Source organism: Hymenobacter sp. YIM 151858-1 (assembly GCF_025979705.1).
GTDB lineage: Bacteria > Bacteroidota > Bacteroidia > Cytophagales > Hymenobacteraceae > Solirubrum.
In genome coordinates this window covers 4,083,783-4,098,136 of record NZ_CP110136.1, presented here as the reverse complement: position 1 = coordinate 4,098,136, position 14,354 = coordinate 4,083,783, and the positions used below count along the sequence as shown (strand labels likewise).

Here is a 14,354-nt window from a genome sequence, read left to right as displayed (position 1 = left end):
GGGAAAAACGGACACAAAATTAGTGCTTTTTGCTTGATATGCAATGCGGTGGCTAAAAGGAATGCAGCAACGAGTGCATAATACCCCGGCGCGCACATCCTCCCCTGCCTGCTGGGCCGCAATGAGCGAGCAGCCGGAGAGCCGCCGTTGCCAACCTTGAAATACAGGCCGTAGGCCGCGCCATATCGGTTACTACAGCTCAGCGCTAGCTGTATTGCCGCAGGTTATCCACCAGCACGCGGAAATCTTTGGGGTATTCGGCTTCCACGCTAATGGTTTCGCCTTCCAGGCCGGCAAAGGTGAGCTGGCGGGCGTGCAGGGCAAAGCGCTTAATGAAGGGCTGCTCCTCTTCGCCCTGCTTCATGTTGAATTTGCGCTTAAGCGAAGAGAGGTAGAAATCGTCGCCGCCGTACATTTTGTCGCCCACGATGGGCGCATCGAGGTACATGAGGTGCAGGCGAATCTGGTGCATACGGCCGGTTACGGGCAAACACTCGAATAGCGTGTGCTTGGCGTACGTCTCGAGGGTGCGCACCAGGGTTTCGGCCGGCTTGCCGCTCACGGCTAAGCGCGCTTTGCCTTTGGTGGTGGTTTCGATGTTGCGCTCCACGCGCAGCCCTTCGTAGTTGTGCACGCCCCAGCTGACGGCGTGGTACACCTTCTTCACCTCGCGGTTTTCGAACTGCATGGCCAGGTTGCGGTAGGCAGCGGGGTTCTTGGCCAGGGCCAGCGCACCGGAGGTTTCCTTATCGAGGCGGTGGCAGGCCTGCACATCGTCGTACTGCTCGCGGGCGAGGCGCAGGATGTTGGGTGCCGTACCAAGGCGCTCATCGAGCGTGGCGAGGAACGGCGGTTTATTAATGACGATGTAATTATCGTCTTCGTAGATGATGAGGTCTTTGAATGCGGGCAGCTTCATGAATAGCTGAGTCAGACGGGCTTCGTTGGCCGAGCCGGGCAAAGCGGCGCGCAACGAATAAAGAAAGGCCGACGAAGGTACGGCTTCGGGGCTGAACCCAAGCCCGGCGGCCATTAGCTACCAACAGCTGGCAGGCAATAAAAAGTCCGCAGCTGCCGCGGTGAAATTGCTACCGGGCACCTAGGGCGTTAGCGCACAGTTTGCAGAATCACCCACAGCGAGGCGGCCGAAATAGCCAGCCACAGCACCACGCCTTGCATAAACGGCTTCGGCCCTACTGCTTTCAGCACTTGCCTCGACAGGCCGGCTCCGATCAGGAACAGGGTCAGCGTGAGGCCCACCTTCGCAAGCTTTACCGCTACCGCTGCAAAGGGCTGCAGGGCGGGCACGTACGTGGCCAGCAGCATGGCGCCCACAAACCCCAGAATGAAATAAGGCAGCTTAACCTTGGCCCCCGGCGTGCGGAACAGCGCCGCGGTACCTAGGGCCACCGGAATAATCCAGAGGGCGCGGGCCAGCTTTACGGTGGTAGCTACTTGCAGGGCCTCGTCGCCGTACTGGCTGGCCGCCCCCACCACCGAGCTGGTATCGTGAATGGCAATAGCGGCCCACAGGCCAAACTGGTGTTGCGTGAGGCTGAGGGCCTGGCCAATTAGGGGAAAAGCAAACAAGGCAATGGCGTTGAGCACGAACACCGTGCCCAGGGCTACCGACATTTCTTCGTCGGAGGCTTTTACCACCGGGCCCACCGCCGCTATGGCACTGCCGCCGCAAATGGCCGTGCCGCTGGCAATAAGGTGCGAGGTGTTGCGGGCAATGCCCAGCCAGCGCCCCACCAAGTAGCCGAGCACCAGCGTGCTCAGAATAGAAGCCACCGTGAACAGCAGCCCCTCCTGCCCTGCTTGCCAGGCTGCGTGGGCGTTCATGCCAAAACCAAGGCCCACCACCGACCATTGCAGCAGCTTGCTGGTGTAGCGCTTGCTGAAGGCCGGAAAGGGGTTGCCCGCAAGCAGAGCCACTGCCAGACCTAGGGCCAACGCCAGCGGGGCCGAGCCCCACGGACTTAAACAAAGCAGCAGGGCCAGGCCGAAAACCAACTGCTGCGGCGTGATAAACCACTGGCGCAGGCGCAGCGGGCGGTGCCAAAAGCTGAGGTGGCTACTACAGTCTTCGTCGGCCGGGGCCGCGGGCAGGTGTGCCGAGGATGGGGAGAGTTTCACGGGTGGGTAGGAAAGGGAGCGTGCTTACAAAATTACGCCACTCCACCGCCGCGGGGTTATCAATAATTATTATCAGTAATTACTTAAGGTTATCAGTAGGCGTACCGAGCTCATGGTGGGCATAGCTCAGAAACCGCTGAGCTGCTTTGATTAACGGTTGCCCCTGCACCCAAACCGCCTCGAAGTGGCGCGAAAGGTGTAGCCCCGCTACGGGCACCACCTCAAGCTGCCCCGCGGCTACCTCTTTGCTGATGGCCCGCACCGACACAAACCCGATGCACTCGGGCGCGGCCCCTAGGTAGGATTTAATGCCCTCGGTGTTGTCGAGGTAAATAGAGGCGCGGCATTGCGCCAGCCGGATACCCTGCGCCCGCAGCGCAAATTCCAGTACCTCGAGCGTGCCCGAGCCCCGCTCGCGCAGCACCAACGGATGCTGCAGCACCTCGGCCAGCGTGAGCGGCGCAACAGGCGCTTCGCTGGAGGACGCGCGCCGCACGGCCACCAGCTCGTCGTGCAGGAGCAGCTCGTAGTGCAGGTCGCGGTTTTTCACCTGGCCTTCCACAAACCCCAGGTCGATTTGGCCGCGCAGCAGGGCATCGGCAATCTGCTCGGAGTTGCCGATGTGCATCGTCAGCTCCACGCGCGGGTAGCGGGCCTGAAACCCGGGCAGCACCGGCGGAATAACGTATTGCGCCAGCGTGGAGCTGGCCCCCAGGCGCAAGCGCCCGGCCGTGGTGTCGTGCAGGGTATGCAGCTGCTCGGCCAATTGGTGATGCAGCTCGCTTACCTGCGTGGCGTAGCGCAGCAGCAGCTGGCCCGCCTCGGTAAGGCTGACGCGGTTGCCGCGCCGCTCGAACAGGCGTTGGTCGTAGCTCCGCTCCAGCTCCCGGATGTGCTTGGTAACAGCCGGCTGCGTGATGAAGAGCTCCTGCGCGGCCTTGGTAAAGCTGAGGTGGCGGGCCACGGCCTCAAACACCTGAAGGCGGAAATCGGACATGGGCGCAAGGTATACGGCTGCGGGCCTTGTGCTGCCACCTGCGCACGGCGGCAAAACCACCTAGGCCTATCGTCGGGCCTGGCAGGCAAAGCTTCAATGCACTCGATTTCAATTGGTAGCCCAACCAAACGCGGCTTACTATTTAGATTAATTCTATTCAATGAAGGTATTTAGAATCGTTCCAATTAGCTTTGCAGCCGAAAATGAACTTACGCGGGTATGCCGCTTCCGCTTTTTATGCCTAAAAATCCCTTACTGCTCTCTTGCCTGCTGGCAGCCACCACGCCGGCGCTGGCCGCTCCGGCCGCGATCAATAGCCTGTCCGAATCCCCCAAGAACGAACCCGAGCGCGGCGCCTCCCTTACCGGCACCGTGCTCGACCGCAGCGGCCAACCCGTAGAAGGCGTGTTGGTTAGCGTGCAAGAACGCTCCACCGTAACGGATGCGCGCGGCGGTTTCCGCCTCTATGGTTTGAACGCCGGCGAAGTCACGGTTACCGTAACCGGCCTGAGCATCAAACCCGTAACGCAAACCCTGACGCTGGAAAACGGCAAAGCGCATACGCTGCAGCTCACCATCGAGGAAAGCGTGCGCGAGCTGGCCGGCGTTACGGTTACGGCCAAGGCTACGTCGTTTGCTCCGGAGGTAGACGGCACCACGGTAACGGCCGGCAAGAAAAACGAGGTTATTCAGCTCGACAAGCTGGATGCTAACCTGGTGATGAACAGCTCGCGCCAGGTGTTTGCCAAGGTGCCCGGCGTAACGGTATGGGAAAGCGACGGTTCGGGCCAGCAGATCAACGTGGCTACGCGCGGCCTCTCGCCGAACCGCTCCTGGGAGTTTAACACCCGCCAGAACGGCATGGACATCAGCTCCGACCCGTTTGGCTACCCCGAGGCGTACTACAACCCGCCCCTGGAGGCCGTAGAGCGTATTCAGATCATTCGGGGCGGCGGCTCGCTGCAGTATGGCCCGCAGTTTGGCGGCCTGCTGAACTACGAGCTGAAGCGCGGCCCGCGCGACAAGAAGATTGCGTTTGAAACCAGCAACACCGTAGGCAACAACGGCCTGTTCAGCTCCTTCAACTCGCTGGGCGGTACCGTGGGCAAGGTAAACTACTACGGCTACTTCCAGCAGCGCCTGGGCGGCGCGTGGCGCGACAACTCCGAGTTCAACGTGCGCAACGCCCACGCCAACGTGCAGTTTCAGGCCACCAGCAAGCTGCGCCTCGGGGCCGAAATCAGCCACCTGAGCTACGTGATTCAGCAGCCGGGCGGCCTTACCGACGAGCAGTTTAACCGCGGCGACCTGCGCAGCAGCAGCCGCAGCCGCAACTGGTTTAGCACGCCCTGGACCATTCCGGCCTTCACGGCCGATTACCAGTTCTCCGACCGCACCCGCCTGAGCCTGAAAACCTTTGGCCTGCTGGGCGAGCGTAACTCAATTGGCTTTACCGGCGCCGTAAACGTGCCCGATGCTGTGAACCCCGCCACCGGTCTGCGCGCCAACCGCCAGATCGACCGCGACCGGTACCGCAACCTGGGCTCGGAGCTGCGCCTGCTCACCGATTACGGCCTGCTGGGCCAGCAGCACACGCTGGCTGTTGGGGTGCGCGCGGCAGCCGCCAACCTGCGCCGCCAGCAGCAAGGCCGCGGCGACACCAACTCCGATTTTAACCTCGACCTGCAGGCCCCGCGCTTCGGCCGCGAGCTGCACTTCCGCACCCGCAACTACGCCGCCTTTGCCGAGAACATTTTCCGCCTGGGTTCGCGCCTCACCTTCACGCCGGGCCTGCGCCTGGAGGTTATCGACAACGAAGGCCGCGGCTACCTCAGCCTGAACGCCGACGGCTCCGAAAACCGCCTCAACCAGAACTCGCGCCGCCAGGTGCTGCTCTACGGCGCCGGCACGGAGTACCGCGTAACCGAGCAAAGCAGCCTGTACGCCAACTACTCGCGCGCTTTCCGCCCCGTAACCTTTGGCGACCTGACCCCGCCGGCTACCTCGGACGTTATCGACCCCAACCTGCGCGACTCGAACGGCTTCAACGCCGAGGTGGGCTACCGCGGCTCGTGGGCCAACGTGCTGACCTTCGACGTGGACGCCTTCTGGCTGCACTACGACGACCGCATCGGCACGCTGCGCCGGGCGGTGCCGGGCGGCACGGCAGGCCAAACCCAGCAGTTCCGGACCAACATCGGCACGAGCGTGCACAAAGGCATCGAGGCCTACGTGGAGCTGGATTTGATTCATGCCCTGACCGGCGACTTGTCTCGTCCGCACTTCGATGTGTTTGCCTCGACGGCGCTGGTTGATGCACGCTACACCCAGCTGCGCACCGCTACCCTGGCCAACGGCGGCATTCAGGAAGGCGACCTGAAAAACAACCGCGTGGAGTACGCACCCAAGTACACGCACCGTTTCGGGGGCACGTTTGCCCACCGCGGTTTGTCGGCCACGGCCCAGCTCACGCGCGTTTCGGCCGTGTACGCCGATGCCAACAACACCGTGGCGCCCAACGCCGCCGCTACCACCGGCCGCGTGCCGGGCTACTCCGTAACGGATGTATCGGCCACGTACCGCTTTGCCAAGCGCTTTACCGTGCGCGGCGGCGTGAATAACGTGTTCGGCAAAGAATACTTTACCCGCCGTGCCGGTGGCTACCCCGGCCCCGGCCTGCTGCCGGCCGATGGCCGCACGTGGTTTGCCTCGGTTGGCCTGAAGCTGTAACCCATTGCGCCCCACCACGGGCAAGCCCCGCTGCCTGGCTTTTTCGGAAGCTGCGCAGCGGGGCTTTTTTATGCCCCCTGAAAAAGCGCTGCCCGTTGCCCGGGGCGCGCTGCGCACCTAGGAGCTAGCTACATGCCTACCTTGCCGTTGTCAACCTGGCCTCTCCCACTACCGATGAAAAAACCACTGCTGCTGACCCTGTTGGTCGGCGTTTCTTTGGCTGCCACGGCGCAGCAAACGCTTACGCCCGAGCTGCTTTGGCGCCTGGGGCGCCTAGGTGAAATGCAGGTGTCGCCGAACGGCAAGACGGTGGCCTTTACCGTAACGCGCTACGACCTGATGGCCAACCGCGGCAACGCCGACATTTACACCGTGCCGGTAGCCGGCGGCGTCGTGCGGCAGCTTACCAACACGCCCGCCAGCGAAAACACCCTGAACTGGCGCCCCGACGGCAAACTCACGTTTCTGTCGGATGAAGGTGGCAGCACCCAGCTGTACGCCATGAACCCCGACGGCTCGGGCAAGCAACAGCTCAGCGAGTTCGGCGACGAAAGCCTGGGCAACCTGAAGTACGCGCCCACGGGCAAGTTTATCCTGTACACCCAGGACGTGAAGGTGCGCCCCAGCCTGCAGGACCTCTACCCCGACCTGCCCAAAGCCGACGCCAGGCTCTACGACGACCTGTTTTACCGGCACTGGACCTCTTGGGAAGACGACAAAGCCTCGCACGTGTTCTTTCAGCCCCTAGGCGACGACGGCCGGCCCACCGGCTACGGCAAGGATGTGCTGGAGAAGGAGCCCTACGATGCGCCCGTGCGCCCCTTGGCCGGCTCCGAGCAGCTGGCGTTTTCGCCCGATGGCTACCTGCTGGCGTACACCTCGCGCAAGCTCACGGGCAAGGCCGAAGCCCAAAGCACCAACTCGGATATTTACCTGTACTCGCTACGCGACAACTCTACCAAAAACCTTTCGGAAGGCTTGGCAGGGTACGACATTGAGCCGGTGTTTTCGCCCGATGGCACGCGCGTGGCGTGGCTGAGCATGGCTACGCCGGGCTTCGAATCGGACCGCAACGCCATTGTGGTGCACGATTTGAAAACCGGCCGGCACGAAGACATCACCAAAGGCTCGGAGCTGAGCGCCGGGAATGTGCGCTGGTCGGCCGATGGCAAAACGATTTACTTCTTGGCGGTGGTGGAGGGCACCGAGCAGCTGTTTTCGGTGCCGAGCAAGGGCGGCAAAATTCGGCAAATCACCAAGGGCCTCCAGAACTACAACGCCTTTGAGCTGGCCGGGCCCGATGTAGCCATTTGCAACCGCACCACCATGCAAAGTCCCGCCGAGGTGGTGCGCGTAAGCCTGAAGAACGGCAAGGAAACCCCACTGACGCAGCTCAACCAGGACATTATGGGTGCCGTGAAGCTGGGCAAAGTAGAAAACCGCCGCGTGGCCACCACCGATGGCAAGCAGATGCAGGTGTACGTCATTTACCCGCCCGATTTCGACCCGAGCAAAAAGTACCCTACGCTGCTGTACTGCCAGGGCGGCCCGCAAAGCCCCATCACGCAGAGCTTCTCGTACCGCTGGAACTTCCCGCTGATGGCCGCGCAGGGCTACATTGTGGTGGCACCCAACCGCCGCGGCTTGCCGGGCTTCGGCCGCGCGTGGAACGATGCCATCAGCGGCGACTGGGGCGGCCAGCCCATCCGCGACTATCTCTCCGCCATCGACAAAATCAGCGAAGAGCCCTACGTGGATAAGGACCGCCGCGGCTGCGTGGGCGCCTCCTACGGCGGCTACTCGGTGTACTACCTGGCCGGGCATCACCAGGGCCGCTTTAAAACGTTTATCTCGCACGCCGGCCTCTACGATTTGGCCAGCTGGTACTCCACCACCGAGGAAACCTTCTTCGCGCAGTACGAAATGAAAGGCGCGCCGTGGGACAAGCAGCTGGCCCGCAGCTACCAGGAGTTCGACCCCGCGCGGTTTGTGGGTCAGTGGGATACGCCCATGCTGGTTATTCACGGCGGCAAGGACTTTAGGGTGCCCGAAAACCAGGGCATGGAGGCGTTCGGGGCGGCGCAGTTGCGCGGTATTCCGAGCCGCTTCCTGTACTTCCCCAACGAAGGCCACTGGATTCAGAAACCGCAAAACTCGGTGCTCTGGAACCGCGTGTTTTTCGATTGGCTGGGGCGCTATCTGAAGCCCAACGGGCAGGTCTCGAAATAGCGCTATTTGATGAGCTCTTGTTAAGCCACACAGCCGCAAGCACCTAGGTGTTTGCGGCTGTGTCTTTTTGGAGCATCTGCCCTTTACGGTAAGTTTATCATATATAGCGTGGCTTAGATTTTGCTGACTTGTTTAGCTGGCCGATGCAACGGTTGCTTTTTATATTCACAACTACCTTAATCGATCAAGTATGCGTTCAGCTTTAATCATTTGTGTGCTTGCTGGGGCAACTATCCTGGGTGCCCACAAGGCTGCGGCTCAGTATATCTCGAATCGGCGCGGCCCAATCCCTTGGTACAGCAGTGAAGTTTCGGCAATGGGTCTGCGAACCACCTCAGCCTACATCAGAACGGTGCGGCCGGCCTTGCCCGTACCCGATTCGGCTTACCAACGCTTGCTGGCGAGCAAGCAGGTGAAGCGAATTGCGAAGGTGAGCATCGACGACGAGGGGCAACTCGGCGACACCGTGGCTTACCAAGAGTTCGATCAGCAGGGCCATTTGCTACGGGCCTGGACGGACAGCGAGCTGAACTCGCGCGCACTGGCTGGTTTGGCAGGAATTTATAGCGTGCCCGTGGGCGCGTATCAGGTTGTGCGAACTTCGGCCGTGAGTGGCAGTATTGCCCAGCCTACCACGGCGGCCCCCACCGCCTCGTCGGCGGCCCCGGCCCCTGCGGCGCCGCCCGAAAACACCCTGCTTACCTACGAGCAGGTGCCCATGCGCAGCGCCCGGGGCGGCAACGGTTTCTACCACCGCTTCACCTACACGCCCAACCCCGATACGGTGCTGTACCTGCAATACAGCTCGGTGGACACCTCCAGCAAGCTCAGTTTTTCGTCGGCGCGGTACCGGGTGCTGCGCCAGGGGCGCCCCGCCGAGCAGGGCCGCATTGCTGCCCGCGCTGCCCTGAAACCCGCCCGCCGCCTGGCCACCAACCCCGCCCAGAGCATGGCCGTGGCTTTTGAGCCGTTGCTGGGCGCCGTGCGCCGCGGGCAAAACCTGGACGTACTGCACCGCTGGCGCTACGACGCGCAGCAACGCCTGCTGCACGAGCAAACCAACACCCGCATTGGCAACGGCGCCGAACCGCAGATTCTGCACACCGAAATCCTGTACACCTACAACAGCCTGGGCCAGCTGATTGGGCGACGGGAAACGGTTTCGTCGGTGCGCATACCGCCGCGCACGAGCTACACCGTGTACGCCTACCTGCCCGAGGGCCTGATTAAGGGCGAAACCACCACCGGGCTTACCGGGGCGCCCAGGCTGTTCCGCTACCAGTACGAGTATTACCGCTAGCGCACCTAGGGCGCTACCGCATCGGTTACTTTCCGGATATCGGCGCTTACTTTCTGCACGAAATCCAGCTGCTCCAGCAACAGCTTTTCCTCGGCCGTGGGCGCCGGTTTGGCTTCGGCACCTAGGGCGCCGGGCAGCGGCGGCAGCTCGGGCAGGGCGGTATCGGGGCTTACTTTGCGCAGGCTTTCGGAGAGCAAAGCCAACGATTGCCGCAGGGGCTTTACCCCCTCGGGCGGCACAGCCGGCAAGGCATTGGCACGGGCCGCCGAAGCCAAGGTGGCAATGTTCGACGACAAGATGAGATTCAGCACCACAAACTGGTGCACCTCGGCCTCGTGGCGCTGCTTGTGCTTGGGCTCGGAAAGCATACGCTGGAAGGCGGCGGCCAGGTTGGAGGAGCTGACGTACACCTCTTTGCGGGCCAGCTTGTAGTCCATGGCGCTGAGGTTGCCGCCGGCCAGGTAATCGGCCAGGCGGTGCAGGTAGTTGCGGTTGGCACGCAGAACATCGCGCATGTAGGTGCCCAGCTGCTCCGATTCCCAGCGGGGCAGCAGCAGATAGCTGGTGGTAAGCGCAATGGCGCAGCCGATGAGGGTATCGAGCACCCGCTCGCCCGCGGCGCTAACGTACTGAATGCCCAGGAAGTGGAACAGGATGAGCACGTAGGGCGTCAGGAACAGCACCATTACCATGTAGCTGCGCCGCTGAAAGCTGTAGGCCACAATCATGAACACCAGCAAAAAGCCGAATTGCAGCACCTCGCTCGGCACCAGGTACAGAACCGCCACGCCGAGCACTCCACCCAGCAAGGTGCCCGACACGCGCTGCAGGTTGCGCTCTTTGGTGAGGCTGAAACCGGGCTTGAGCATGTACACGGCCGTGAGCATAATCCAGTAGCCGTGGTGGCCGTAGTTCAGGAGCTTAGCCACCCCAAAGCTGACGATTGCGGCCACCGTTACGCGCAGCGCGTGCCGAAACGTAGCGGAGCTAATGGTGAGGTTGTCGCGAAGCAAGGCCGGGCTCAGCGACTGCCGCGATACAAACCGTGAGTAGTCCGACTCGCCGGCCCTAGGTGCCAGCGGGGCGCGGTACTCGGGGTCGGCGTAGCGGGTGATGTCGGCGAGGCGCTGGTGCAGGTTGCGCAGGTTCACGAGCAACTTGCGCAGCACCAGGTTGCTGCCGGGCTCCTGCTCGCCAATGCGGTCGATGCGGGCCTTTAGCTGCTCCAGCTCGGCGGTGCGGTCGGAGTGGTGCGCGTAGGGGCGGTTGCTTTGGATGGCCAGCCCCAGGTGGTCGAGCTCGGTGGCCATGCGCCGGATCAGGCGGGCCACATCGGCCAGCACGCCGGTGTGATTGAAGCGCTGGCGCAGCGAGGCGTAATCGTAATATGCGGCTACAACCTGCTCGTACAGGTCCATCGCATCGACGAACGTGAGCACCAAACGCCGGCCGGAGCCGGTGGTATCCTGCACAATCTGGCGGGTTTTGAACAGCATTTCGCGGGCGGCGTCCTGCTTTTCGGTAACCACCACCTGCTGCTTCAGCAAGGCGCGGTAATCCTGCTCGAGGCTGGTTTCGGGGTCGTAGAACTCGGCCTTCAGCCGGAAATACTCGGCAATGGCATGAATGCACTCGCCCAGGGCCCGTTGCGCCGGGCGGTAGGGCTGCACGTGGTAGGCCAGCAGCGCCACCAGCGTGTACCACAGCCCGCCGGCCAGCACCAGCAGGCCGTACGGCAGCAGCTGCGCGGGCCCTAGGTCGCGGTCCATGGTCAGGATGAGGATGAGCAGCCCGGCCGAGCCGATGGCCCCCGCCCGCACCCCGTACACCGATACCAGCGTGAAGAGGAAGCTGAGCGCCACGATTTCGGCCCCCAGGGCCAGCACGTGCATACGGGCCACGCCCGTGAGCAGGGCCACCGCAAATACCAGCAGGTTGCACACCAGCAGGCCGTTACGCTTATGGGCAATGGGGCCGGGCAAATCGGGCAGGCTGGCGCACACCGCCCCGAGCGACACGGTAAGCCCTAGGTCGAAGTGCCCGAGTTGGGCCAGCGTGAGGCCGGGCAGCAGAATACTGAGCGCAACGCGCAGGCCGTCGGCGAAGTCTTGCCCGAAGAAAAAGTATTGGAGCGTGCGTTCGTGTTTGCGCATGGTGGAAATCGGCGGCGGGCCTGGCGCAGCATGCGCGCCAGCCGGCCCCGGCCGTTTGGCCTTGCCAACGTAGCCATACGCAAGCAAAAAAACGCCGTTGGGCCGCGGGCGTAACTGAGTACGGCCTGGGCAGCTCGTTTTGCTTGTCGTGCGGCAAGCGCCCTAGGCGCGGCAATACCTAGGGCAGGCCAGGGTGCCGTTGCCCGGGCTTTTGCAGATTTGCCGGGCCACTACCCCGAACTGGCCCGCGGTATCCGTATAAGCCTTCGGTACCTTTGCCACGCTTACTACCTGCTTTGCTATGGCTAATTCTGCATCGTCGGCTACCTGGGCTTTGCTACGGCTACGCTGCCCGCGCTGCCACGAGGGGCCGCTGTTTTCGCGTTCGGCGTTCAACCTTTCCAAATTCGCCGATATGCCCGAGGCTTGCCCGGTGTGTGGGCAGGCCTACGAGCCCGAGCCGGGCTTTTACTGGGGTGCCATGTACTTCAGCTACGGTTTCACGGTGGCCATCTTCGTGCTGTCGGGGGTGTTGCTGTATTACCTCGCCAACGATCCGCCCCTGTGGGTGTACATCACGGTAGTGGGCGTGGCGGCGCTGCTTTCTACGCCGCTCGTATTCCGCTACTCGCGGGCCCTGATGCTGTACCTGTTTGGCGGTGTGGAGTCGCGGCCGCCGGTGGCGTAGCTTCCTAGGTTCTTTCGTCAACTGCCAAGCCCGGCACCGCGCGCCCAAACGCCGCGGTGCCGGGCTTGTGGCTTTATCGGCAACCCGGTATGCCTTGCCCTAGGTTCGCTTACTGCCCCGCATTTGCGCTGTGGGCACCGAAGGCAAAAAGGGCGGAAAAGTCAATCACATCATTTGTCTACAATTGTTCTTAGATATAGACAAATCTATTTGTAACGTTGCTGCTGCGAAAAGGTTTTCGCGCCTGCCTTCCCCTCTCAACAACCTATACCGTTATGAAAAAGGCTCTATTCAGCCTTGCCGTACTGGCTGCCAGCGCAACTGCGGCCTCGGCCCAAAGCAGCAACGCACTCAAAGCCAACATCTTTAGTCCGCTTGTGAAAACCGGCTCGTTCTTCTACGAGCGCAAAGTATCCGAAACCAGCTCGGCCCAGCTCGGCTTTGCCTTCACCAGCTGGACGCCCGGCGACACCAAGCTTTCCGGCGTCATCTTCACCCCGGAGTACCGCTTCTACCTCTCAGGTACGTCAATGAATGGCTTCTACGTAGGTCCGTACCTGCGCTTCCAGAGCATGTCGCTGTCGACTAAATACGAAGACTACGACTACGTTACCGACACCACTGTGGAGCGCGAAGCCAAAGGCAAGCTCACCACGTTTGGCGCCGGCGTAGCCGTAGGCCGTCAGTGGATGTTCAAAGACCGCATCACAATCGACCCGTACCTGGGCCTGGGCTACAACGGTGGCTCGGCCAAGGCCGACGATGGCTCGAACGAGGACGAGCTCGATACCGGTATGTTCAACGGCTTCGGGCTGCGCCCCGGCTTCACGATTGGTATTGCCTTCTAAGCCTCCTCTGCTCACCAAACGCAACAAAGCCCGGCCGCTTGGCCGGGCTTTGTTGTTGAAAACGACTTTCGCACCGTCGGCTAAGCCGATAGCCGGCGGTTCTGCAATTCCTGGTGGCAGTATTTCTCGGCATCGAGCAGGGTATCGACTACCGGCAGCGGGGTAGCGCTCAACAACTCCAGCTCGGCACGCACTTCAGCGTTCAGGTGGCACAGCACCAGGCTCATGCCGTGGCGGGCCAGCCGCTGGTAGTAGTAGCCCAGCAGCTCGGCGGTATCGGGGGGCAGGTGGTGCAAATGGCTGCAATCAACCCACACGCTCGATTTTCCGCTGCGGCTGGCGCGGCGCAGGGCGCGGTCCAAGGCATCCTCGTCATCCACGGTGGTAGGTATATCGTCGGCGAGGATGAGCAAGTAGCTTTCGGGCAGAATTTCGCGGTATACCTCCATGAGACGAAAGAATTGGCTAGGTGCAGGTGACGGGAGTGTGGCGGAGTTGAAGCAGCGCGGCAACCAGGGCCCGGATGTATACGAATCTGGCGCGTTGATGGGCGACAAAGTTCTGGACCTTGCGCTACGCGGCGTGCTTAACGCACCGTATACCAGCCAGGCTTTACTGCACTGTGGTTTTCCAATACATACTTTGAAGTTAGGAGGATAGTTCCGGAGTTATATAAGCTTAGCTGTTCGATTTTGCAGATTACGTATTTGCCCCGATACCGCAGTGGACTAACTACTTACAAGCAAATAAGCGGCAGCCAGCGCCTTACGTATGTTTCTACATACAAGCCAAGCTGCACGAAGGCTGCACGCTACGCCAACTATCGTTTAAAAGGCCAGCGTGCCCGCTGCCTGGCCCACTGAAGCCGGGCAAACCGCCCTAGGTGAACCGGGCTTTCGGCAGCACCTGGGTTACTGGCGCTCGAAGCCCAGTGCCTGCAAGGCAGGCACATCCTGCTCGCGCGCCTTTGCGCGCAAAATCACGCCCGATTTGCACGAACAGGCGTTGCAGGGCTCGGCGGGGCGCTCAGCGGCGGCCCGCGCATCGGTTAAGCCGATGCCGCGCTGCTGCAGGTACGAGGTGGCCGTGGCCACCAGCTCGTCGGGGGTAACGGCGCCGCCCCACCGATCGAGGCAATAGGTTTGGGCGTAGGATACGGCCACGCTGGCTTTGGCGTCGTCGTCTTTCTCGCAGGCACCCAGGGGGGCAAGTAATAGCAGGCTCGCGAGCAGGCGGCCCAGCACAGCAGCGGTTTGCATAGCGGCAAGGG

At 62.1% G+C, this 14,354-nt stretch carries 11 protein-coding genes; 5 read left to right on the top strand and 6 right to left on the bottom strand.

The window, feature by feature from the left end; all coding sequences use genetic code 11:
* Positions 1–205 precede the first annotated feature (205 nt).
* The 3 genes from OIS50_RS18205 to OIS50_RS18195 form a co-directional block, all read right to left on the bottom strand.
* Entirely contained in the window at positions 206–919 is a 714-nt protein-coding gene (locus OIS50_RS18205) for an RluA family pseudouridine synthase (protein WP_264694412.1), read from the bottom strand.
* Positions 920–1,107: 188 nt separating this feature from the next.
* Positions 1,108–2,139: a YeiH family protein gene (locus OIS50_RS18200; RefSeq protein ID WP_319805303.1), complete on the bottom strand. Its 1,032-nt coding sequence runs from the start codon at positions 2,137–2,139 to the stop codon at positions 1,108–1,110.
* 79 nt (positions 2,140–2,218) lie between these two features.
* The gene (locus tag OIS50_RS18195; RefSeq protein WP_264692059.1) at positions 2,219–3,136 is read right to left on the bottom strand and encodes a LysR substrate-binding domain-containing protein; all 918 of its coding nucleotides are present in this window, start codon (positions 3,134–3,136) and stop codon (positions 2,219–2,221) included.
* 237 nt (positions 3,137–3,373) lie between these two features.
* Between OIS50_RS18195 and OIS50_RS18190 the strand changes: the two genes are divergently transcribed.
* The 3 genes from OIS50_RS18190 (at position 3,374) to OIS50_RS18180 (ending at position 9,395) form a co-directional block, all read left to right on the top strand.
* The gene (locus tag OIS50_RS18190; RefSeq protein ID WP_264692058.1) at positions 3,374–5,866 is read left to right on the top strand and encodes a TonB-dependent receptor; all 2,493 of its coding nucleotides are present in this window, start codon (positions 3,374–3,376) and stop codon (positions 5,864–5,866) included.
* 174 nt (positions 5,867–6,040) lie between these two features.
* Complete coding sequence (locus OIS50_RS18185; protein ID WP_264692057.1) at positions 6,041–8,095, top strand: S9 family peptidase; 2,055 nt, start codon at positions 6,041–6,043, stop codon at positions 8,093–8,095.
* Positions 8,096–8,411: 316 nt separating this feature from the next.
* On the top strand, positions 8,412–9,395 hold the full coding sequence (locus OIS50_RS18180; RefSeq protein ID WP_264692056.1) for a hypothetical protein: 984 nt from the start codon (positions 8,412–8,414) through the stop codon (positions 9,393–9,395).
* A gap of 5 nt (positions 9,396–9,400) precedes the next feature.
* Here OIS50_RS18180 and OIS50_RS18175 read toward each other — a convergent pair whose 3' ends face one another.
* Entirely contained in the window at positions 9,401–11,548 is a 2,148-nt protein-coding gene (locus tag OIS50_RS18175; RefSeq protein ID WP_264692055.1) for an FUSC family membrane protein, read from the bottom strand.
* A 301-nt stretch (positions 11,549–11,849) separates the two neighbouring features.
* On the opposite strand from OIS50_RS18175, the gene OIS50_RS18170 reads away from it, so the two are divergent.
* On the top strand, positions 11,850–12,236 hold the full coding sequence (locus tag OIS50_RS18170) for a DUF983 domain-containing protein (protein ID WP_264692054.1): 387 nt from the start codon (positions 11,850–11,852) through the stop codon (positions 12,234–12,236).
* A 275-nt stretch (positions 12,237–12,511) separates the two neighbouring features.
* Positions 12,512–13,084: a DUF3575 domain-containing protein gene (locus OIS50_RS18165; protein ID WP_264692053.1), complete on the top strand. Its 573-nt coding sequence runs from the start codon at positions 12,512–12,514 to the stop codon at positions 13,082–13,084.
* An 80-nt stretch (positions 13,085–13,164) separates the two neighbouring features.
* Here OIS50_RS18165 and OIS50_RS18160 read toward each other — a convergent pair whose 3' ends face one another.
* On the bottom strand, positions 13,165–13,533 hold the full coding sequence (locus OIS50_RS18160) for an STAS domain-containing protein (RefSeq protein WP_264692052.1): 369 nt from the start codon (positions 13,531–13,533) through the stop codon (positions 13,165–13,167).
* A gap of 462 nt (positions 13,534–13,995) precedes the next feature.
* The gene (locus OIS50_RS18155; protein WP_264692051.1) at positions 13,996–14,343 is read right to left on the bottom strand and encodes a hypothetical protein; all 348 of its coding nucleotides are present in this window, start codon (positions 14,341–14,343) and stop codon (positions 13,996–13,998) included.
* Between the last annotated feature and the right edge of the window lie 11 nt (positions 14,344–14,354).

What these genes read in the sequence shown, in the direction of transcription:
- OIS50_RS18175 (WP_264692055.1), bottom strand. Translation starts at nt 11,548, where the DNA reads ATGCGCAAACACGAACGCACGCTCCAATACTTTTTCTTCGGGCAAGAC.
- OIS50_RS18180 (WP_264692056.1), top strand. Translation starts at nt 8,412, where the DNA reads ATGGGTCTGCGAACCACCTCAGCCTACATCAGAACGGTGCGGCCGGCC.
- OIS50_RS18185 (WP_264692057.1), top strand. Translation starts at nt 6,041, where the DNA reads ATGAAAAAACCACTGCTGCTGACCCTGTTGGTCGGCGTTTCTTTGGCT.
- OIS50_RS18190 (WP_264692058.1), top strand. Translation starts at nt 3,374, where the DNA reads ATGCCTAAAAATCCCTTACTGCTCTCTTGCCTGCTGGCAGCCACCACG.
- OIS50_RS18195 (WP_264692059.1), bottom strand. Translation starts at nt 3,136, where the DNA reads ATGTCCGATTTCCGCCTTCAGGTGTTTGAGGCCGTGGCCCGCCACCTC.
- OIS50_RS18160 (WP_264692052.1), bottom strand. Translation starts at nt 13,533, where the DNA reads ATGGAGGTATACCGCGAAATTCTGCCCGAAAGCTACTTGCTCATCCTC.
- OIS50_RS18205 (WP_264694412.1), bottom strand. Translation starts at nt 919, where the DNA reads ATGAAGCTGCCCGCATTCAAAGACCTCATCATCTACGAAGACGATAAT.
- OIS50_RS18165 (WP_264692053.1), top strand. Translation starts at nt 12,512, where the DNA reads ATGAAAAAGGCTCTATTCAGCCTTGCCGTACTGGCTGCCAGCGCAACT.
- OIS50_RS18155 (WP_264692051.1), bottom strand. Translation starts at nt 14,343, where the DNA reads ATGCAAACCGCTGCTGTGCTGGGCCGCCTGCTCGCGAGCCTGCTATTA.
- OIS50_RS18170 (WP_264692054.1), top strand. Translation starts at nt 11,850, where the DNA reads ATGGCTAATTCTGCATCGTCGGCTACCTGGGCTTTGCTACGGCTACGC.